This is a genomic window from Pseudomonas sp. Irchel s3f10, from assembly GCF_900187515.1.
GTDB classification, from domain to species: Bacteria; Pseudomonadota; Gammaproteobacteria; order Pseudomonadales; family Pseudomonadaceae; genus Aquipseudomonas; species Aquipseudomonas tensinigenes.
This window is the reverse complement of sequence record NZ_FYDZ01000011.1, coordinates 160,230-180,221: the sequence shown is the minus strand read 5'-3', so window position 1 is coordinate 180,221 and position 19,992 is coordinate 160,230. Positions and strand designations below refer to the sequence as shown.

Here is a 19,992-nt window from a genome sequence, read left to right as displayed (position 1 = left end):
ACGGAGTTCGACCCCGAGCCATGCTCAATACGCTGCGCAAGATCGTCCAGGAAGTTAACTCCGCCAAGGATCTCAAGGCGGCGTTGGGGATTATTGTGTTGCGCGTCAAAGAGGCCATGGGCAGCCAGGTCTGCTCGGTCTACCTGCTTGATCCCGAGACCAACCGTTTCGTCCTGATGGCCACCGAGGGCTTGAACAAGCGCTCGATCGGCAAGGTCAGCATGGCACCCAACGAAGGTCTGGTCGGTCTGGTCGGCACGCGTGAAGAACCCCTGAACCTCGAAAACGCTTCGGTTCACCCGCGCTACCGCTACTTCGCCGAAACCGGTGAAGAGCGTTACGCCTCGTTCCTCGGTGCACCGATCATTCACCACCGCCGCGTCGTCGGCGTGTTGGTCATCCAGCAAAAAGAACGCCGTCAGTTCGACGAAGGTGAAGAAGCCTTCCTCGTGACCATGAGCGCGCAGCTTGCCGGCGTTATCGCCCACGCCGAGGCCACCGGTTCGATCCGCGGCCTGGGCCGTCAGGGCAAAGGCATTCAGGAAGCCAAGTTTGTCGGCGTACCGGGTTCGCCGGGTGCGGCGGTCGGTACCGCGGTGGTCATGCTGCCGCCGGCCGATCTCGACGTGGTGCCAGACAAGACCATCACTGACATCAACGCCGAGCTGGCGCTGTTCAAGACCGCCATCGAAGGCGTGCGCGCCGACATGCGCACGTTGTCCGCCAAACTGGCGACGCAGTTGCGCCCGGAAGAGCGTGCGCTGTTCGACGTCTACCTGATGATGCTCGACGATGCCTCGCTGGGCAGCGAAATCACCACCGTGATCAAGACCGGCCAATGGGCCCAGGGCGCGCTGCGTCAGGTGGTCACTGAGCACGTCAACCGTTTCGAACTGATGGACGACGCCTACCTGCGGGAACGTGCTTCGGACGTCAAAGACCTTGGCCGCCGTCTGCTCGCCTATTTGCAGGAAGAGCGCCAGCAGAACCTGGTCTATCCGGAAAAAACCATTCTGGTCAGCGAAGAACTGACGCCGGCAATGCTCGGCGAGGTGCCGGAAGGCACGCTGGTCGGTCTGGTTTCTGTGCTCGGTTCGGGTAACTCGCACGTCGCGATTCTTGCCCGGGCCATGGGTATCCCGACGGTCATGGGTCTGGTCGACCTGCCGTACGCCAAGGTCGACGGCATCGAAATGATCGTCGACGGCACACGCGGCGAGGTCTACACCAACCCGAGCGAAGTGCTGCGCAAGCAGTTCGCCGAGGTCGTCGAAGAAGAGAAACAACTGGCGCTGGGCCTCGACACCCTGCGCGACCTGCCGTGCGTGACCCTCGATGGCCACCGCATGCCGCTGTGGGTCAACACCGGACTGCTTGCCGATGTGGCGCGGGCGCAGAAGCGTGGCGCCGAAGGTGTCGGCCTGTACCGCACCGAAGTGCCGTTCATGATCAACCAGCGCTTCCCGAGCGAGAAGGAACAACTGGCGATCTACCGTGAGCAGCTCGCCGCGTTCCACCCGCAACCGGTGACCATGCGCAGCCTCGACATCGGCGGTGACAAGTCGCTGTCGTACTTCCCGATCAAGGAAGACAACCCGTTCCTCGGCTGGCGCGGCATTCGCGTCACCCTCGACCACCCGGAAATCTTTCTGGTGCAGACCCGCGCGATGCTCAAGGCCAGCGAAGGCCTGAACAACCTGCGGATTCTGCTGCCGATGATCTCCGGCACCCACGAACTCGAAGAAGCCTTGCACCTGATTCACCGGGCCTGGGGCGAAGTACGCGACGAAGGCACCGACGTGCCGATGCCGCCGATTGGCGTGATGATCGAAATCCCGGCAGCGGTTTATCAGACCAAGGAACTGGCGCGGATGGTCGACTTCCTGTCCGTCGGCTCCAACGACCTGACCCAGTATTTGCTGGCGGTCGACCGTAACAACCCGCGTGTGGCCGATCTTTACGACTACCTGCATCCAGCGGTGCTGCAAGCCCTGCAAACCGTGGTGCGCGATGCCCATGCCGAAGGTAAACCGGTGAGTATCTGCGGCGAAATGGCCGGCGACCCGGCGGCGGCGGTGCTGTTGATGGCGATGGGTTTCGACAGTCTGTCGATGAACGCCACCAACTTGCCGAAGGTGAAGTGGATGTTGCGTCAGGTCAATCTGAGCAAGGCCCAAGAATTGTTGGCCGAGTTGATGACCATCGATAACCCGCAAGTGATCCACAGCTCGCTGCAATTGGCGCTGAAGAACCTTGGGTTGTCGAAGATGCATCCACCGGCGGTGGTCAAGGCCCTCTGAAGATCAAAAGCCCCTCACCCTAACCCTCTCCCCGAGGGAGAGGGGACTGATTGGGGGATGCTGCAGAGGTACGCCGACCTGAAAGTGCTGTGTTGAATCCATAATCGAAGCGCACCGACCTGATAGTGCTGTGCCGAATCCATAATCGACCCACACCGACGAAGGTGCTGGGTTGAAGCCGTATTCGTCTCACAGCGACTGAAGATGCTGCTGAATCCATAATCAACTCGGTCTTTCAGGTCGATGTATGGCTCAAGACACCTCGGTCGGCCCCCTCTCCCAGAGGAAGGGGACTGATTGGGGGATGCTGCAGAGGTACGCCGACCTGAAAGTGCTGTGTTGAATCCATAATCGAAGCGCACCGACCTGATAGTGCTGTGCCGAATCCATAATCGACCCACACCGACGAAGGTGCTGGGTTGAAGCCGTATTCGTCTCACAGCGACTGAAGATGCTGCTGAATCCATAATCAACTCGGTCTTTCAGGTCGATGTATGGCTCAAGACACCTCGGTCGGCTCCCTCTCCCTCCGGGAGAGGGCTGGGGTGAGGGTCGCTTTTAAGCTTTTATCTCCACCTCGCCCAAATGCCCGCCATATGGCCCGAAACTCCGCTCGACCATCCGCCGCGACCCATCCGCCTGCACCACCAGCGCCGTACTCGCCCGCGTGCCGTAACTCTGACTGGCAATAAACACACTCGACAGCAATGTTTCAGTGGCCAGACCCACCCCGGTATCCGGCAATTCAGCTTCCGGCGCGGTCTGGGCATCGCTTAGCAAATCGAGCAAGTGCTGCGGTTGCGGATCATCCAGCACCGCACTCAACCCAGCCTTGGCCTTCAGCAACTTCGGCCACGGCGTATCCAGCCCCGCATTGGACAACCCGTAGACGCCCGATCCCAGCATCACCGGCTCCGACATCCGCGCATTGAAGTGCCACAGCTCATGACTATTGCCGAGCAGCAGATTGAACCCGGCATATTCCGCCGAACGCCCGACCACTTCGCTCAAATAATCATCAATCGACGCATCGCCGGTCAGAAACCGCGCCACCAGCTCACCCCGTGACTTGCGCGCTGACGCCTGCTGCGGATCACGGATATTGGTCAACGCAGCAAAGCGGCCGTTGGCGCCAATCCCCAGCCAGGTGCCACCGGCCTCAAGATCACGCCCGGCATGCACATTCGGCGCCTCCGGCCACTGCGCCAGTGGCAGGCTCGGCCGGGCGTAGAACTCGTCACGGTTGGCTGCGACGATCAGCGGCTGGGCATGGCCCGGGCGCCAGGCGAAAACAATCAGGCACATAAGGTGGTCCTTGTGTGTTTTTTGCTCACTCTACGCATCCGGCGTCCGTGCATCCATCGCCAGTGGAGCCAAAGGGTATGCATCCGTTACCATGCCGCTCCGGTTTTGTGGATGCGGTCTGGGGAGACGGTCATGGAATTTCTGCTCTATCTGGCGCTGGGCGCCTGTGCGGGCGTGCTGGCCGGGCTATTCGGGGTTGGCGGCGGGATCATCATCGTGCCGGTGCTGGTGTTCAGTTTCACCTTGCAGGGCTTTGATCAGTCGATCCTCACCCATCTGGCGGTCGGCACGTCGCTGGCGACGATCATCTTCACCTCGGTCAACGCCGTGCGTGAGCATCATCGACGAGGCGCGGTGCGCTGGCCGATCTTCATGTGGATGGCCGTCGGCATTCTGCTCGGTGCAGGTTTCGGTGCGCTGACCGCTGAAGCGATTTCCGGCCCGCACCTGCAAAAGATCATCGGCGTGTTTGCCTTGATCATCTCGGTGCAACTGGCGCTGGACATCAAACCCAAGGCCAGCCGAACGGTGCCGGGTAAACTCGGTCTGACCGTGGCCGGCAGTGTGATTGGCTGGGCCTCGGCGATTTTCGGCGTCGGTGGCGGCTCGCTGACCGTGCCGTTCCTGACCTGGCGCAGCGTGCCGATGCAGCAAGCGGTGGCGACCTCGTCGGCCTGCGGGCTGCCAATCGCGCTGGTCAGTGCATTAAGTTTCATGATTCTGGGGTGGCACGATCCGTTGTTGCCGGCCCATAGTCTCGGTTTTGTGTATTTGCCGGCGTTGTTGGGCATCGCCCTGACCAGCATGGTTTTCGCCCGCATCGGTGCGCGATTGGCGCATCGGTTGTCGCCGCGCTTGCTGAAACGGCTGTTCGCCGCTTTGCTGTTCAGCGTGGGTGTGAGCTTCCTGCTTTAATCGCGTCGCAATCCTGGCTTAATCCTGAGGTGGCAGCGTCGCCCGGGAATTCTGGTTTCAACTCTAACGAGGAGTCGCAATGCTGCCTTACCCGCAGATCGACCCGGTGGCCCTGGCCATCGGTCCGCTGAAAATCCACTGGTACGGTCTGATGTACCTGATCGGCATCGGCGGTGCGTGGCTGCTGGCGTCGCGCCGGCTCAACCGTTTCGACCCGACCTGGACCAAGGAGAAACTCTCCGACATGGTCTTCTGGATGTCGATGGGCGTCATCGTCGGCGGACGTCTGGGCTATGTGCTGTTCTACGATCTGAGCGCTTACCTGGCCAACCCGACGCTGATTTTCGAAGTGTGGAAGGGCGGCATGTCGTTCCACGGCGGTTTCATCGGCGTAATGCTGGCCGCGTTGTGGTTCGGCAAGCGCAACGGCAAGTCGTTCTTCCAGTTGATGGACTTCGTTGCGCCGATGGTGCCGATCGGTCTGGGCGCCGGGCGCATCGGTAACTTCATCAACGCTGAATTGTGGGGCAAAGCCACCGACGTACCGTGGGCCATGGTCTTTCCGCCATTCAGCGACCCGGCACAACTGCCGCGTCACCCGTCGCAGTTGTATCAGTTCGCGCTCGAAGGCGTGGCGTTGTTCCTGATTCTGTGGATTTTCTCGCGCAAACCGCGTCCGACCATGGCTGTTTCCGGCATGTTCGCGCTGTTCTACGGCATCTTCCGTTTCATCGTCGAGTTCGTCCGCGTGCCGGATGCGCAGTTGGGCTATCTGGCCTGGAACTGGCTGACCATGGGCCAGGTGCTCTGCGTGCCGATGATCGTTGGCGGGCTGTTCCTGATCTGGCTGGCCTATCGTCGCGCACCGGCAGCACCGCTCGCGCCGACGGCTTAAACTACGAACCCCGGCGCGCGACGCCGGGGCTCAAAGGACACAGGTAACTCATGAAGCAATATCTCGAACTGGTCTCGCACGTCATTCAGAACGGCAGCAAACAGGCCAACCGCACCGGCATCAACACCATCAGTTTCCCGGGTGCGATGCTGCGTTTCGATCTGCAGGAAGGTTTCCCGGCGATCACCACGCGCAAAATGGCCTTCAAATCGGCCATCGGCGAGATGTGCGGTTTTCTCCGTGGCGTGAACAATGCCGCTGAATTTCGCGCGCTGGGCTGCAAGGTCTGGGACCAGAACGCCAACGAAAACGCGCAGTGGCTGGCCAACCCGTTCCGTCAGGGCGACGACGACCTCGGCGAAATCTACGGCGTGCAATGGCGCAAATGGCCGGCGTACAAGCAGATCCCGCTGAGCAACACCGCCGCCATCGAACAAACCCTGAGCAACGGCTACAAGCAGATCGCTCAGGGCGAAGAAGACGGCCAGGCCTACGTGGTGCTGTACAAAGCCATCGACCAGGTACGTCAGTGCGTCGACACGATCATCAACGATCCGGGCAGCCGCCGTATTCTGTTCCACGGCTGGAACGTTGCTCAGCTCGATGAAATGGCCCTGCCGCCGTGCCACCTGCTGTACCAGTTCCACCCGAATGTCGAGACCAAAGAGATTTCTCTGACCCTCTACATCCGCTCCAACGATCTGGGTCTGGGCACGCCGTTCAACCTCACCGAAGGCGCCGCGCTGCTGAGCCTGATCGGTCGCCTGACCGGTTACACGCCGCGCTGGTTCACCTATTTCATCGGTGATGCGCACGTCTACGAGAACCATCTGGACATGCTCAACGAACAGCTCAAGCGCGAGCCGTTCGCCATGCCGAAACTGAAAATCTCCGACCGCGTGCCGGAGTTTGCCAAGACTGGCGTGTACCAGCCGGAATGGCTGGAGATGGTCGAGCCGAGCGACTTCTCGCTGGAAGGCTACGAGCACCACGCGCCAATGACCGCGCCAATGGCGGTCTGAAAGACTGGCTCTGAAGCTTTTATATTCGGTATGGGTCTACCGGACTGTCATGTCTGACAGTAGGCAAGAAAAAAAGAGGGTGTTTGACTGACTGCAGGCCTACTGGGCATGGGTCAGTCAAACACCCTCTTTTTCATTCAAGGAGCTTCATCATGACAATCAGTGCATCCGGCGCAACGGCCGGGTTCTCGGAGGTCTCAATCGGTTTTGCACCACAGCGCTTGCAGGGCACGGTGAACAATCGCCCCTTCATTGGCTGTGAAAGTCGCTCGGGGCTTTTCCATTCCATTCCCAGCCTCGACCCGTGGGGGTGCGTGGTGCCCATGGAAATACTCAGCGGCGCACCGATCTTCATCGACTCGTTGCGGGTCGTCGTTTCAGTCAATGAGATGGATTTTCGCAGGGGTGATCAGGTTCGGGTGCAGTGGCAGGCGCTCGGTGGTACCGGGGGCAGTTATACGTCGCAGCCGCAAACAGTGGTGGAGTACAAATCTTTGCATTTTGCGGTGCCTGACGAAACGGCGCGTCAGTTCGAAGGTGATCGGGTCGAGGTAATCTTTGTCATCGAAAGAGACGGTATTGCTTTACCTTCCTTGTCGTTGCATCTGACGTTCGCGGCGGAGCTGCTCCAGACCGGCCCGGTTTTTATTGATGCCGTGTCGCAAGGTGTCCTGCAAGTTGATCAACATCCCAATGGCGTGTGCCTGACCATTCCCCGGATTGAAAACCTGCGAACCAATAACGCCATCGAAATGACATGGAAAAGCAGTGCAAAGGGCGGCCAGGATGGCGCCTGGAGGGATTACCAGCGCAAGCTGACGGTCAGTCCCGATTCATCCCTCGGCTTCTGGATTGAGCCTACGGTCTATCAGGCGTATCGCGGTGAGACCGTTCACCTGTTCTGCAGTCTTTTTCTGGGTACGGGGATGGTCCCCGGCTTGACCTACGGCATGGGGCACCGGGGTGTATTGGAGTTCAGGCTGGTGTGAGAGCCATTGGCGACGCAGGACTAATGACCATGACTTCTGCCCACATGGGAGTGCTCAACCTCCGTCGCCACCACACCGCCACTCACTTCCAGCCGCTGCAGAATCCCGCATTGTTCCGCCCCCGGCCCTTCGCCACAACGTTGGCGCAGGTCGAGCAACTGTGTCTGCAACGCCAATAACCCATCAATTCGTGCCTTCACGTGCTGGATGTGTTCATCGATCAGCGTATTGACGCTTTCACACTGATCCTGCGGGCTGTCACGCATGGCCAGCAGACTGCGGATTTCTTCAAGGGTCATGTCGAGGGTGCGGCAGTTGCGGATGAAGGTCAGGCGTTCGGCGTGGGCCTGGGTGTAGACGCGGTAATTGCCGTCGCTGCGCGCCGGTTCCGGCAGGAGGTTTTCGCGCTCGTAGTAGCGGATGGTTTCCACGGCGCAGTCGGTGAGTTTGGCCAGTTCTCCGATCTTCATGACGGCAATCTCCAAAAGGGGGCTTGACCCTATAGTGGCTACAGGGTCTTTACTTGGCAACAGGCACCTTCATGGACGCGACCAATGAGCGATTCCCAGCACACCCACAAACCCGGCGACGGTCACGATCACAGCCATAAATTGCAGCCTGTGCATAAACATTCACATGGCGGCGACTCTTGCTGCGCGCCGAAAGTTGCAGCACCGGCACCGGTTCATGCGCACGAAGATTCTTGCTGCTCGTCGACAGCCGCCGCGCCTGCGTTGGTGCAGTTGAGCGAAAAGACCAGCGCCGATGCGCGCCTGAGCAGTTTCCGCATCGAGGCGATGGACTGCCCGACGGAGCAGACGCTGATCCAGAACAAACTCGGCAAGCTCGCCGGTGTGCAGCAACTGGAATTCAACCTGATCAATCGCGTGCTCGGCGTGACCCACAATCTGCCGGGTACCGAGCCGATCACCGAGGCGATCAAATCCCTCGGTATGCACGCCGAACCGCTGGAGGCGGGCGTCGACTCGCCAGCCCCGGCCCCGGTGAAAAAACACTGGTGGCCGCTGGCGCTGTCCGGTGTCGGCGCGCTCGCCGCCGAAGTCATCCACTTCACCAACGCCGCGCCCACCTGGGTGGTGGCGATCATCGCGCTGGTGTCGATCCTCAGCGGTGGCCTGACCACCTATAAAAAGGGCTGGATCGCCCTGAAGAACCGCAACCTCAACATCAACGCACTGATGAGCATCGCCGTGACCGGTGCCATCCTCATCGGCCAATGGCCGGAAGCGGCGATGGTGATGTTCCTGTTCACTGTCGCCGAGCTGATCGAAGCGCGCTCGCTGGACCGTGCGCGCAACGCGATCAGCGGCCTGATGCAGATGACGCCGGAACAAGCCACGGTGTTGCAGGCTGACGGCAGCTGGATTGAGCAGGACGTGAAAAGCGTCGAACTCGGCGCCCGTGTTCGGGTGAAACCCGGCGAGCGTATTGCGCTGGACGGCGAAGTGGTCAGCGGCAGTTCGACCATTGATCAAGCACCGATCACCGGGGAAAGCCTGCCGGTAGAAAAAACCGTCGGCGACAAAGTCTTCGCCGGCACCATCAACCAGGCCGGTTCGCTGGAGTACGCGGTCAGCGCAGCGGCGAACAACTCGACCTTGGCGCGCATCATCCATGCCGTTGAACAGGCTCAAGGTGCGCGCGCGCCGACCCAGCGCTTCGTCGATCAATTCTCGAAAATCTACACGCCGGTGGTGTTTGTATTTGCCTTGGCCGTGGCGATCATTCCGCCGTTGTTCATGGGCGCCGTGTGGTTCGACTGGATCTACCGCGCGTTGGTGTTGCTGGTGGTCGCATGCCCGTGTGCACTGGTGATTTCGACTCCGGTGACTATCGTCAGCGGCCTCGCGGCAGCGGCGCGCAAAGGCATTCTGGTCAAGGGCGGCGTGTACCTGGAGGGCGGTTTCAAGCTCGATTATCTGGCGCTGGATAAAACCGGGACGATCACTCACGGCAAACCGGTGCAGACCGATTACCTGTCGCTCGATCCGACCGCCGATGCCACGGCACCGGCAATCGCTGCGGCATTGGCCGGACGTTCCGACCACCCGGTGTCGCTGGCCATCGCTAATGCCGCTGTGGATAAAAACTTCGCCGCGCTGATTGTGGATAACTTCGAAGCGTTGGGCGGGCGTGGCGTCAAAGGCGAGATCAACGGCCAGACCTACCACTTGGGCAACCATCGCCTGGTCGAAGAACTCGGTTTGTGCTCGCCGGCACTGGAAGAAAAACTCTTCGCGCTGGAGAAACAGGGCAAATCCGTGGTGCTGCTGCTCGACAGCTCCGGCCCGCTGGCGCTGTTCGCCGTGGCTGACACGGTCAAGGAAACCAGCCGCGAAGCGATTCGTCAGTTGCATGAACTCGGGGTGAAAACCCTGATGCTCACTGGCGATAACGTCCACACCGCCCAGGCGATTGCCGCACAGGTCGGCATCGACGAAGCGCGTGGCGACTTGCTGCCGACCGACAAACTGCAAGCCATCGAAGACCTTTATGCACAGGGTCGGCGAGTCGGCATGGTCGGCGACGGCATCAACGATGCCCCGGCACTGGCCCGCGCCGAGATCGGTTTCGCCATGGCGGCTGCCGGCACCGACACCGCGATTGAAACCGCCGATGTCGCCCTGATGGACGACGATCTGCGCAAGATCCCGGCGTTCATCAGCCTGTCGCGTAACACCGCGAGCATTCTGAAACAGAACATCGCGCTGGCCCTGGTGATCAAAGCTATCTTTCTTGCGGTAACCTTCGCCGGGCTCGCCACCATGTGGATGGCGGTGTTTGCCGACATGGGCGTGAGCCTGCTGGTGGTGTTCAACGGTTTGCGCCTGCTGCGCAAATAGATGAGGAAAGGTTGTGCTGAGTGCCGAGCTGAAAGCGTTTTACATGGTCGCCCGCCTGGGCAGCATCACGTTGGCGGCGAAAAAACTCGGCCTCAGCCAACCGACCGTGACCACGCAGATTCGCAATCTGGAAAGTCAGTATTCGGTGGAACTGTTCTACCGTGGCGGCCGACGCCTAAGCGTCAGTGATGAAGGCGCGCGGTTGCTGCCGATGGTCAAGACGCTGCTGCAGCAAGAGGCCGATATCGAGTTCTTCCTGCGCAACAGCGGTCAGGTGCAGGGCACGTTGCGCATCGCGGCGACGGCGCCGTATTACATTCTTGATCTGGTGAAGACCTTTCGCGAGCGTCTGCCGCAGGTGGAAGTGTCGGTGGAAATCGGCAACTCGCAGCAAGTGCTGGAAGCGCTGGAGGATTACCGCGTGGACATCGCCGCGTCGTCGCAATTGCTCGATGACGCGCGGTTGATTCGTCGGGTGTTGGGTACTGATCCGCTGGTGCTAGCGGTGCATCGCAATCATCCGCTGGCGGCGCAGGAACATGTGGCGTTGAGTGCGCTGGCCGGGCATACCTTGTTGATGCGCGAAACCGGGTCAACGACGCGGCGTCTGACTGAAGAGTTACTGGCCAGCGCCGGGGTCAGTTTCGGGCCGTTGTTGGAAATTGGTAGTCGTGAGTCGATCCGTGAGGCGGTGTTGCGCAATATTGGCATCAGTATTATTGCGCGGCAGGAAGTGCCGCATGATCCGCAGTTGCGCGTGCTGACGATCGAGAATGCGCCGCAGATTCCGGAGTACCTTTATTGCCTGAAAGAGCGCAAGGGCGCGCGGTTGCCGGCGGCGTTCCTTGGCTTGGCGCAGGAAATGTCCCCCGCGTAATGATCGTTCCCACGCTCCGCGTGGGAATGCAGCCCGGGACGCTCTGCGTCCCAACAGCCGAACGCGGAGCGTCCGATGAGGCATTCCCACGCAGAGCGTGGGAACGATCGGTAGTGAACCAAAATCCCCGAATACCACTATCGGCCGTTTTTGCCTCACTGCCACATGACGGACGCATTACAACTCTAGGATTGGCCCCATCTGCTTGATGAGGTCTGTCCATGAATCCTGCCATCGCAACTGCCTTGACCAACCCCGGCGCACCCATGAAAGTGCGCGGCGTGCAGAAGCGCTTCGGCGCGTTTACTGCACTGGATAACGTCTCCCTCGACGTCGCCGCCGGTGAACTGGTGTGCCTGCTCGGCCCGTCGGGCTGCGGCAAAACCACGTTGCTGCGCTGCATTGCCGGTCTGGAAAAACAGGACAGCGGCGAGCTGTACCTCGGCGAGCGCGACGTCTCGCACCTCGCCCCGCAAGCCCGTGATTACGGGATTCTGTTCCAGTCCTACGCGCTGTTCCCCAATCTGACGGTCGAAGCGAACATCGCCTACGGCCTCGCCGGCAGCGGTCGCGATGAAGTGCGCCGCCGCGTCGGACAGATGCTGGAACTGGTCGGCCTCACCGGCAGCGAGAAAAAGTACCCCGGCCAATTGTCCGGCGGCCAGCAACAGCGCGTTGCTCTTGCTCGGGCCTTGGCACCAGCACCGTCGCTGCTGTTGCTCGACGAACCGATGTCCGCCCTCGACGCCCGGGTCCGCGAGCATCTGTGCACCGAACTGCGCCAACTGCAGCGCAACCTCGGCATCACCACCCTGATGGTCACGCACAATCAGGACGAAGCCATGCTGATGGCCGACCGTATCGCGGTGATGAACAACGGCCGCGTCGAGCAGTACGCCACCCCGCAGGGAATCTACAACCGCCCGGCCACGCCGTTCGTGGCCGAGTTTGTCGGCCAGGGCAACTGGTTGCCGTTCCAACGCAGCAGCGACACTCACGCGCAGGTCGGCGGGATGAACCTGCGCCTCAGCGATGGCAGCATTCAGCGCGCCTCGGGCCGTTTGTTTTGCCGCCCGGAAGCGATCAACGTCAATCCACCGGTGCACGAAGAAAACCTGTTCCCGGCCAAAGTCCGCGAGATCACTTTCCTCGGCAACCGCTGCCGCATGAGCTTCGAACTTGATCAGTTGCCGGGCCACGCACTGCTCGCCGAACTCGCGCCGGAAGCCATGCCGCGCCTCGGCGCCCAGCAAATCATGGTCGCCTTGCCGCCGCGCAGTCTGCAGGTGTTTGCCTGATGAACAGCAACCTCGCGCTGCCGCTACCGCACAAGCAGGTGCGCCAGACCTCCAAAGCCGAGATCGGCGACCGCATTTTTGTCGTCGGCGGCAAAGTCCTCTTGCTGCTGTTGCTCGGCGTCGCGGTGTTGCTGCCGTTGCTGGCGATCTTCTGGCGTGGCTTCAGCAGTGAGGCGGGGCAGGGCGGTGGTTGGGTCGCGGCGAAGGAACTGGTGAGCAGCGAGAATTTCCACTGGCTGCTCGGCAACAGCCTGAAAGTTTCCCTCAGCGTTGCGGCGATCGTCGTACCGCTGGCTTACCTGTTTGCTTATGCGCTGCAACGCACGCTGATTCCGGCGAAGGGCATCTGGCGCGGGATTTCTTTACTGCCACTGATGGCGCCGTCGATGCTGCCGGGGATTGCGCTGGTCTATCTGTTTGGCAACCAGGGCATGTTGCGAGGGCTGCTCTCGGACAACATCTACGGGTTCTGGGGGATTGTGCTGGGTGAGGTGATTTACACCTTTCCCCATGCACTGATGATTTTGCTCTCGGCATTGTCGCTGGCCGATGCGCGCTTGTTCGATGCCGCGTCGAGCATGGGCGCCAGTCCGGCCAAGGCCTTCCGCAGCATCACCTGGCCGGCGACGCGTCAGGCTGTGTTCGCCGCGTTCTGTCTGGTGTTCACCCTGACCATCACCGATTTCGGCGTGCCGGTGGTGGTCGGTGGCGACTATCAAGTGCTGGCGCTGGAGGCCTACAAAGCGGTGGTCGGCCAGCAGCAATTCGGTCGCGGCGCGTTGATTGGCATGGTGCTGTTGCTGCCGGCGCTGTTCAGCTTCGGTGTCGATGCCTGGTTGCGTCGGCGTCACGGCGATTCCATGAGCGGTCGAGCGCAGGTGTTCAAACCGTCGCCGTCGAAACTGCGCGATGGCTGCTATCTGGCGATCGTCTTATTGATCAGTGCCGCGTTGATTCTGGTGTTCGGAATGGCGGTGTTCTCCTCCTTGGTGAAGTTCTGGCCGTACAACCTGTCGCTGTCGCTCAATCATTACCAGTTCAACGAAACCGCTGGCGGTGGCTGGCTGGCCTACAGCAACAGTTTGAAGATGGCCTTGGGCACGGCGTTGATCGGCAGCGTGCTGATTTTTACCGGCGCCTATCTGATGGAGAAAACCCGCACTCAGCGCGGCCTCAATCTGGCCCTGCGCATGCTCAGTTTTGTGCCGATGGCGGTGCCGGGGCTGGTGCTCGGTCTCGGTTACGTCTTCTTCTTCAACCTCACGGGCAACCCGCTGCATGTGCTGTACGGGACGATGACGCTGCTGATCGTCTGCACGATTGCGCACTACCTGACCACCGCCCAAATGACCGCGACCACCGCATTGCGCCAACTCGACGCCGAGTTCGAAGCCGCCGCGCTGTCGCTCAAGGCGCCGCTGTACCGGCACTACCTGCGGGTCACCGTGCCGATCTGCCTGCCGGCGCTGCTCGACATCGTGCGCTACCTGTTTGTATCGGCGATGACCACGGTGTCGGCGGCGATCTTCCTCTACAGCCCCGACACCATCCTCGCGGCGGTCGCGGTGCTGAACATGGATGACGCCGGCAACGTCGGCGGTGCGGCGGCGATGTCGACCCTGATTCTGTTCACCTCGGCGGGCGTGTCCTTGCTGCTGGCGTGGGCTTCGCGCGGCTTGCTGCGCCGTTCTCAAGCCTGGCGGCAAACCGCGCCCGGTCACTGATTCCAACCCGTTCAACTCATTACAGGAAAACGATCATGTTCAAGCCTATGGCCCTGGCCGCTGCTGTGCTCGCTACTTTCAGCCTGAATGCCTTTGCGGCAAAAACCGAGTTGACGGTGTACACCGCCCTCGAGGCCGAGCAACTGAAGTCCTATAAAGAAGCGTTCGAAAAGGCCAACCCGGACGTCGAAATCAAATGGGTGCGCGATTCCACCGGGATCATCACCGCCAAACTGCTCGCCGAAAAGGCCCGTCCGCAGGCTGACGCGGTGTGGGGCCTCGCGGCTTCCAGTCTGGCGATTCTTGATCAGCAAGGCATGCTGCAAAGCTACGCGCCGAAGGACCTCGGCAAGATCGGCGCGAACTACCGCGACGCCGCCAACCCGCCAGCCTGGGTCGGCATGGATGTGTGGGCCGCGACGATTTGCTTCAACACTGTCGAGGCCGAGAAGCAGGGCCTGAGCAAGCCCGTGAGCTGGCAGGATCTGACCAAGCCTGAGTACAAGGGCAAGATCGTTATGCCGAACCCGGCGTCGTCCGGCACCGGTTTCCTCGACGTCAGCGCCTGGCTGCAAACCTTTGGCGAGAAGCAGGGCTGGGCGTACATGGATGGCTTGCATCAGAACATTGGTCAGTACGTTCACTCCGGTTCCAAGCCTTGCAAGTTAGCGGCGGCGGGCGAGTTCCCGATCGGGATTTCCTTTGAATACCCGGCGGTACAGCTGAAGCGTCAGGGCGCGCCGCTGGACATTATTTTGCCGAAGGAAGGCCTGGGCTGGGAGATCGAAGCGACCGCTGTGATCAAAGGCACGCCGCATGAAGAAGCGGCGAAGAAACTGGCTGACTTCTCGGCGAGTGCTGAGGCGATGGATCTGTACAAGGAGAACTTCGCCGTGCTCGCGCAACCGGGGATCGCCAAGCCGCAGACAGAATTGCCGGCGGATTACGAGCAGCGTTTGATCAAGAACGACTTCGCCTGGGCCTCGAAGAACCGCGACGAGATTCTCGCCGAGTGGCGCAAGCGTTATGACGGCAAGTCCGAGAAAGTGGCGGCCAAGTAAATCTTCGCAAGCTGACAGGGCCTCATCGCGAGCAGGCTCACTCCTACAGGGGAACGCATTCCAACTGTAGGAGTGAGCCTGCTCGCGATAGCGGTCTTTCATTCAGGAAATCATCCAGATGACACAACACAAAGACCTGCTCGTCGTAGGCGCCGGCATTCTGGGCCTATCGCACGCCTACGCCGCCGCCAAACGCGGTCTCAAAGTCGCTGTTTTCGAACGCACCGCCATCCCCCTCGGCGCTTCGGTGCGCAACTTCGGCCAGGCGCTGGTCACTGGCCAACCACCTGGCCAAATGCTCGAGCTGGCCAAGGCCAGCCGCGAGATCTGGGGCGACTGGGCGCAACTCGCCGGTCTGCAAATCAAGCGCAACGGTTCCTACCTGTTCGCCCGTACTGAAGCCGAAGAACATCTGCTCGAAGCCTTCTGTAACGGTCGCGCCGTGGAGCACGGTTACAACATCCAATTGCTGCGCGGCGCTGCTTTGCGCGATCTGTATCACGGCCAGTTCAGTCACCACCGCGCAGCGTTGCACGGCATCGACGATCAACAGCTGTACTCACGCGAAGCAATCCCGGCGCTGATCGATTACCTGTGCCGCGACCTCGGTGTCGAGTTTCACTTCTCCACGCTGGTGCGCGACGTCGAACCCGGACGCCTGCACAGCACCGCCGGCAGTTTCACCGCGAAGCAGATCATCGTCTGCTCCGGCCACGATTATCAGACCTTGCTCGCCGAGCCGATCGCCGCCCTCGACCCGCAAATCTGCCGCCTGCAAATGCTCCGCGCCAAACCGCAGATCGATCTCAACCTGCAACACGCCTTGCTCACCGGCCTGAGCTGCGTGCACTACGGCGCCTTCGCCGATCTGCCGGAAGCAGCGGCGGTGCAGGCGCAGATCCTGCGTGAACAACCGCACCTGCACGACAACGGCATCCACCTGCTGATCAGCCCGACGCCGTACGGCGAATTGATCATCGGCGACTCGCACCATTACGGCAGCGACCCTTCACCGTTCAACGCCGAGCAAGTGGATAACTGGATGATCGAGCTGGCCGAGCAGACGCTGGGCTGCAAGGTGCAAGTGGTCGAGCGCTGGCAGGGCGTCTATGGTTCTCGAGGACCGGGGCCGTTTTCGTTGCTACGTCCGGCAGCGGGGTTGAGTGTGGCGCTGATGCACACCGGTGTCGGCATGAGCGTCGGCCCGGCGATGGCCGAGCGCAACGTTGCGCAGTTGCTGGAGGAGATTGAATGACAGGTCGCGAGCAAGTCATTGCCCGGGTATTCGGGCTGTACGAACGCTTCGGCACCAGCGATTACATCGGCGAACCGGTGTCGCAGATCGAGCACATGTCCCAGGCTGCCGAACTCGCCATCGCCGAGGGCTTCGATGATGAAGTGGTGCTGGCGGCGTTCTTTCATGACATCGGCCATTTGTGTGCCGAGGGCGCGGAGAATATGGGCGGTTATGGCGTGGTCAGCCATGAACGCCTGGGCGCGGATTACTTGCGTGAAGCTGGTTTCAGCGAGCGTATGGCGCGGCTGGTGGAATATCACGTGCAGGCCAAGCGGTATCTGACGTTGCGTGAGCCGGGGTATTTTGATCGGCTGAGTGAGGCGAGCCGGCGAACGCTGGAGTATCAGGGCGGGGTGATGACCGATGCTGAGGCGGATGTGTTTGAGCGCGATCCGTTGTGTGCGGTCAGCCTGCGGATGCGGCAGTGGGATGAGTTGGCCAAGGAGAGGGCGGTGCCGGTGATGGATCTGGCGGTGCTCAAGCGCAAGGCTGAAGTTTTGTTGTCGGCCGGGTGATTGCAACCCTCACCCCAGCCCTCTCCCGGAGGGAGAGGGAGCCTACGGAGTTGTTCTCAGGTGATACATCGACCTGAAATATCCAGCCGAACTCAGGTTTGAAAAGCCTGGAGATCTGCTCCCTTCCCCCTCTACCCCTTGGGGGAGAGGGCTGGGGTGAGGGGGTAGCGATCTAAAGCTCAAGCACCCGATCAACCAACCCCTCAATCTGCTCTTGCCGCTCAGCCTGATTCAACTTCGCCTGCGGATTCAACGACGACCACTGCGGATGCGCCCGCGCCTTGTTCAGCGCTTCCGGCAACTTGCCCTCACGCCAGGTTTTATCCTGCGGGGTCGCCACCTGAACCGCATCCATCGCCGCGTGCCCACGCTGATCCAGCGCCAACACCAACTGCCGCTGGCGCAACGCCAACAGCCGCAACACCCCGTCATCCACCGTCAGCTCGCGCTGCCCCTTGATCTTGCCCAGCAACCGACTGCCATAACTGCGCGCCGTCTGCAGCGCCCCCCCGGCAATCGCGCCCGCCAATGCCGCCGCGCCGAGGGTAATCCCGCCAACCAGCAAATCCACACCAGCCCCCGCCGCCGCACCCGCAGCAATCCCGCCACCCACGCGCACACCGAGTTGCTTGAGGGTTTCCGGGTTGAACAGGTCATCGCCCCAACGCCCATCCAGCAACGGCAAATCACTCGCCGCCGCATCCTGTGGCCGGAACGCATACAGCTTGAGCAGCGCCTCGACGCATTTCTGCTCGCGCTGGCGCACGGCTTTGCGCAGTTCACTGATGGCTTGTTGTTCCTGCTCGGCTTCGCTGACCACACTGCGCCGACAAGCCGCACAGTCGATCAACAACTCAGCAATCAATCGCGCCGCACTTTGCTGCCGCGCCAGGCGCTGAGCCTGTTGATCGGCAATCAAGCGTTCCAGTTGCGGACGAGCGTTTTCCAGCAGTAGCGCAAGGCTTTCATACAGCCGCCGCTCGCCATCCTCGGGCGGCGCCACACTGTCGAAACGCACCAGTGCATGCAGCCCGAGCCGTGCCAACGCTTCACGCCAATCCGGCTCGCGATGGTTGGCACTGCTGACGAAATTCAGCACCGGCAGCAGCGGCTTGCCGCAACTGGCGAGCACTTCCAGTTCGTCGCGGTACTTGGCCAACACCGGCTCGCGCGCATCAATCACATACAATCCGGCGTCGGAGGCGAGCAGTTGCCGCAGCACTTTCGCCTCCTGCTCGAAACGCTGGCGCGCCTCGCTGCCGTCGAGAAACCGCGCCAGACGTGCTGGGCCATCGAGACGTTCGCCGGGACGTTCCAGGCGTTCGAGAAAATCCAGCAGGGCAATGGCGTCTTCCAGCCCCGGCGTGTCGTAGAGGTCGAGCAACGGTTCGCCATCGACCGACAACCGCGCGCCTTCGACATGCCGCGTGGTGCTCGGGCGATGGGAGACTTCGCCGAAGCCGACATCGCGGGTCAGCGTGCGCAGCAGCGAAGTCTTGCCGACGTTGGTGTGGCCGACCACCGCGAGTTTCAGCGGCGTTTTCCAGGCATCAGTCATGACCCGTCTCCAGCCAGTTCAACGGCGCGCAATCGGCGAACTTCAAGTCAAGTTGTTGCAGGGCGACGTGCCAGTCGCCGAGACGCTCGGCATCCAGTGCTTCGCCCGGCGGTGCTTGCAGCAGCCAGACACGGGTTTCGCCGGCACTGCGCGCCAGTTCGGCGATCAAGGCGAGGCTGCCGCGATCCGGCGAGCGTCGTGGGTCGCAGGCAATCGCCAGACGGGCTGGCGGAAAGCGACTGAGTTGTTCGAGCAGTTTGTGGCGTGATTCGCGACTGTCGAGGATGCCGGCGTTGCCGACGTGTTTCGGCAGGGCGGGCGGCCATTGGCGTTGCTCGTCGAGCTCGATTGCTACCAGCAATGCGCCTTCGCTGGCGAGTTCACCAACGCCGCTTTCGACACGGTGCAATTGCGCCGGCTCAGGATCGTTGACGCCAAGTCGTTCGCTGGTCGGCATCAAGCGTTCGCGCAGCTGCGCGTAGCCGGGCAGGTTCAGCTCCAGACGCAAGCGATCCCGCCCACGTTTCCAGCGCCAACGGCAGAACAGCATCAGCACAAGGCGGGGTAGCACGCCATAGATCAGCACCGCGCCGACCAGCCAAATCGCCCACATCTGGCGAACCAGGACGCGGTTGTAATCGGTGTCCAGCGTTACGCGAATCATGTCCACGCTCGGCGCACTCCAGCCCAGCGCATGGGGAATAACCGTCAACGCATCAGTCAGTGCCGCGAAGAAGTCAGCGCCCAGCAGCGTGCTTTCCCAGATGAAGTCATATTGCCGAGTGGCCATCATCAATATCAGCATGCTTAGCGCGCTGAACATGATCAGCAACCACAGGCCATTGACCAGCGAGCCAATCGCCCAGCGATTGAGTTTATGGCGTTGCAGCAAGACCAGTAATGCGGGGGGTAATTGCGCGGCTTTGGCGTCCCGGGCAAATTTCTCGCTAAGCCACAGCCACAACCTGCCAAGCGCTGCCGCGTGTTCGCCAGCGAATAGCAGGCCGAATGCCCAGCTCAGCAGCAGGATCAGATTGACCGCGAGCAAGGTGCCCAGCGCCCAGAAAATGTTCACCGCTCGTGTACCGTCGCCGAGCGCAGAAAATGCCATGCCTGCGCCAGTGACGCAGGCCAGCACCACCATCAATAGCAGTGCCAGACGCGCGCCTTGCAGCCAGTGTTTGAGGGCGGCCGTCAGCCCGTCACGCTCGGCCAGCCACAACGCCCGGCGCTGAATACGGCTCGGCAGATCGCCGCCGGCGGTGCGCGCCAGTCGGTTGGCTTCCAGATCATCCAACGGGCCTGCGTGTTCTTCGCGCAGGCGCACGGTCTCGGTGAGCCAGAGGTTTTGCAGTGGAGTCAGTTCAGTCAC

16 protein-coding genes are annotated in these 19,992 nt (G+C 61.3%); 12 read left to right on the top strand and 4 right to left on the bottom strand.

Annotated elements, in window-relative coordinates; genetic code table 11:
- Positions 1–20 precede the first annotated feature (20 nt).
- Entirely contained in the window at positions 21–2,300 is a 2,280-nt protein-coding gene (gene ptsP / locus CKW17_RS21960) for a phosphoenolpyruvate--protein phosphotransferase (RefSeq protein WP_095121580.1), read from the top strand.
- A gap of 558 nt (positions 2,301–2,858) precedes the next feature.
- Here the strand turns inward: ptsP and CKW17_RS21955 are convergent.
- Positions 2,859–3,605 (bottom strand): NRDE family protein, encoded by a 747-nt coding sequence (locus tag CKW17_RS21955; RefSeq protein WP_095121578.1) that lies wholly within the window; start codon positions 3,603–3,605, stop codon positions 2,859–2,861.
- A gap of 132 nt (positions 3,606–3,737) precedes the next feature.
- On the opposite strand from CKW17_RS21955, the gene CKW17_RS21950 reads away from it, so the two are divergent.
- From CKW17_RS21950 to CKW17_RS21935, 4 genes are all read left to right on the top strand, one after another.
- Entirely contained in the window at positions 3,738–4,520 is a 783-nt protein-coding gene (locus tag CKW17_RS21950; protein ID WP_095121577.1) for a sulfite exporter TauE/SafE family protein, read from the top strand.
- A 79-nt stretch (positions 4,521–4,599) separates the two neighbouring features.
- Positions 4,600–5,415, top strand: a complete 816-nt coding sequence (gene lgt / locus CKW17_RS21945; protein WP_007913003.1) for a prolipoprotein diacylglyceryl transferase — start codon at positions 4,600–4,602, stop codon at positions 5,413–5,415.
- Between the two features lie 50 nt (positions 5,416–5,465).
- Complete coding sequence (locus tag CKW17_RS21940) at positions 5,466–6,437, top strand: thymidylate synthase (RefSeq protein WP_095121576.1); 972 nt, start codon at positions 5,466–5,468, stop codon at positions 6,435–6,437.
- 152 nt (positions 6,438–6,589) lie between these two features.
- On the top strand, positions 6,590–7,426 hold the full coding sequence (locus CKW17_RS21935; protein ID WP_095121575.1) for a hypothetical protein: 837 nt from the start codon (positions 6,590–6,592) through the stop codon (positions 7,424–7,426).
- Positions 7,427–7,446: 20 nt separating this feature from the next.
- On the opposite strand, the gene cadR is transcribed toward CKW17_RS21935, so the two are convergent.
- Complete coding sequence (gene cadR / locus CKW17_RS21930) at positions 7,447–7,896, bottom strand: Cd(II)/Pb(II)-responsive transcriptional regulator (RefSeq protein ID WP_053124784.1); 450 nt, start codon at positions 7,894–7,896, stop codon at positions 7,447–7,449.
- Positions 7,897–7,980: 84 nt separating this feature from the next.
- On the opposite strand from cadR, the gene CKW17_RS21925 reads away from it, so the two are divergent.
- From CKW17_RS21925 to CKW17_RS21895, 7 genes are all read left to right on the top strand, one after another.
- A complete protein-coding gene (locus tag CKW17_RS21925) occupies positions 7,981–10,290 on the top strand; it encodes a heavy metal translocating P-type ATPase (protein WP_095121573.1) in 2,310 nt (769 codons plus the stop codon).
- A 13-nt stretch (positions 10,291–10,303) separates the two neighbouring features.
- Complete coding sequence (locus CKW17_RS21920; RefSeq protein WP_034153701.1) at positions 10,304–11,167, top strand: LysR family transcriptional regulator; 864 nt, start codon at positions 10,304–10,306, stop codon at positions 11,165–11,167.
- 221 nt (positions 11,168–11,388) lie between these two features.
- Positions 11,389–12,465, top strand: coding sequence for a putative 2-aminoethylphosphonate ABC transporter ATP-binding protein (locus CKW17_RS21915; RefSeq protein ID WP_095121571.1), 1,077 nt, complete (start codon positions 11,389–11,391; stop codon positions 12,463–12,465).
- Positions 12,465–14,189, top strand: a complete 1,725-nt coding sequence (locus tag CKW17_RS21910) for a putative 2-aminoethylphosphonate ABC transporter permease subunit (RefSeq protein WP_095121569.1) — start codon at positions 12,465–12,467, stop codon at positions 14,187–14,189. Before CKW17_RS21915 ends, CKW17_RS21910 begins: the two co-directional genes overlap by 1 nt.
- 35 nt (positions 14,190–14,224) lie before the next feature.
- Entirely contained in the window at positions 14,225–15,250 is a 1,026-nt protein-coding gene (locus CKW17_RS21905) for a putative 2-aminoethylphosphonate ABC transporter substrate-binding protein (RefSeq protein WP_095121567.1), read from the top strand.
- 118 nt (positions 15,251–15,368) lie between these two features.
- Entirely contained in the window at positions 15,369–16,505 is a 1,137-nt protein-coding gene (locus tag CKW17_RS21900) for a TIGR03364 family FAD-dependent oxidoreductase (protein WP_095121565.1), read from the top strand.
- Positions 16,502–17,062: a phosphonate degradation HD-domain oxygenase gene (locus tag CKW17_RS21895; protein ID WP_095121563.1), complete on the top strand. Its 561-nt coding sequence runs from the start codon at positions 16,502–16,504 to the stop codon at positions 17,060–17,062. The genes CKW17_RS21900 and CKW17_RS21895 overlap by 4 nt, the downstream gene beginning before the upstream one ends.
- Positions 17,063–17,234: 172 nt before the next feature.
- Here CKW17_RS21895 and CKW17_RS21890 read toward each other — a convergent pair whose 3' ends face one another.
- Together CKW17_RS21890 and CKW17_RS21885 are read right to left on the bottom strand one after the other, a co-directional pair.
- The gene (locus tag CKW17_RS21890; protein WP_095121561.1) at positions 17,235–18,620 is read right to left on the bottom strand and encodes a GTPase/DUF3482 domain-containing protein; all 1,386 of its coding nucleotides are present in this window, start codon (positions 18,618–18,620) and stop codon (positions 17,235–17,237) included.
- Positions 18,613–19,992, bottom strand: coding sequence for a DUF2868 domain-containing protein (locus CKW17_RS21885; RefSeq protein WP_095121559.1), 1,380 nt, complete (start codon positions 19,990–19,992; stop codon positions 18,613–18,615). Before CKW17_RS21885 ends, CKW17_RS21890 begins: the two co-directional genes overlap by 8 nt.

Coding starts and splice junctions, on each gene's coding strand:
- ptsP (WP_095121580.1), top strand. CDS start 21: ATGCTCAATACGCTGCGCAAGATCGTCCAGGAAGTTAACTCCGCCAAG.
- CKW17_RS21955 (WP_095121578.1), bottom strand. CDS start 3,605: ATGTGCCTGATTGTTTTCGCCTGGCGCCCGGGCCATGCCCAGCCGCTG.
- CKW17_RS21950 (WP_095121577.1), top strand. CDS start 3,738: ATGGAATTTCTGCTCTATCTGGCGCTGGGCGCCTGTGCGGGCGTGCTG.
- lgt (WP_007913003.1), top strand. CDS start 4,600: ATGCTGCCTTACCCGCAGATCGACCCGGTGGCCCTGGCCATCGGTCCG.
- CKW17_RS21940 (WP_095121576.1), top strand. CDS start 5,466: ATGAAGCAATATCTCGAACTGGTCTCGCACGTCATTCAGAACGGCAGC.
- CKW17_RS21935 (WP_095121575.1), top strand. CDS start 6,590: ATGACAATCAGTGCATCCGGCGCAACGGCCGGGTTCTCGGAGGTCTCA.
- cadR (WP_053124784.1), bottom strand. CDS start 7,896: ATGAAGATCGGAGAACTGGCCAAACTCACCGACTGCGCCGTGGAAACC.
- CKW17_RS21925 (WP_095121573.1), top strand. CDS start 7,981: ATGAGCGATTCCCAGCACACCCACAAACCCGGCGACGGTCACGATCAC.
- CKW17_RS21915 (WP_095121571.1), top strand. CDS start 11,389: ATGAATCCTGCCATCGCAACTGCCTTGACCAACCCCGGCGCACCCATG.
- CKW17_RS21910 (WP_095121569.1), top strand. CDS start 12,465: ATGAACAGCAACCTCGCGCTGCCGCTACCGCACAAGCAGGTGCGCCAG.
- CKW17_RS21905 (WP_095121567.1), top strand. CDS start 14,225: ATGTTCAAGCCTATGGCCCTGGCCGCTGCTGTGCTCGCTACTTTCAGC.
- CKW17_RS21900 (WP_095121565.1), top strand. CDS start 15,369: ATGACACAACACAAAGACCTGCTCGTCGTAGGCGCCGGCATTCTGGGC.
- CKW17_RS21895 (WP_095121563.1), top strand. CDS start 16,502: ATGACAGGTCGCGAGCAAGTCATTGCCCGGGTATTCGGGCTGTACGAA.
- CKW17_RS21890 (WP_095121561.1), bottom strand. CDS start 18,620: ATGACTGATGCCTGGAAAACGCCGCTGAAACTCGCGGTGGTCGGCCAC.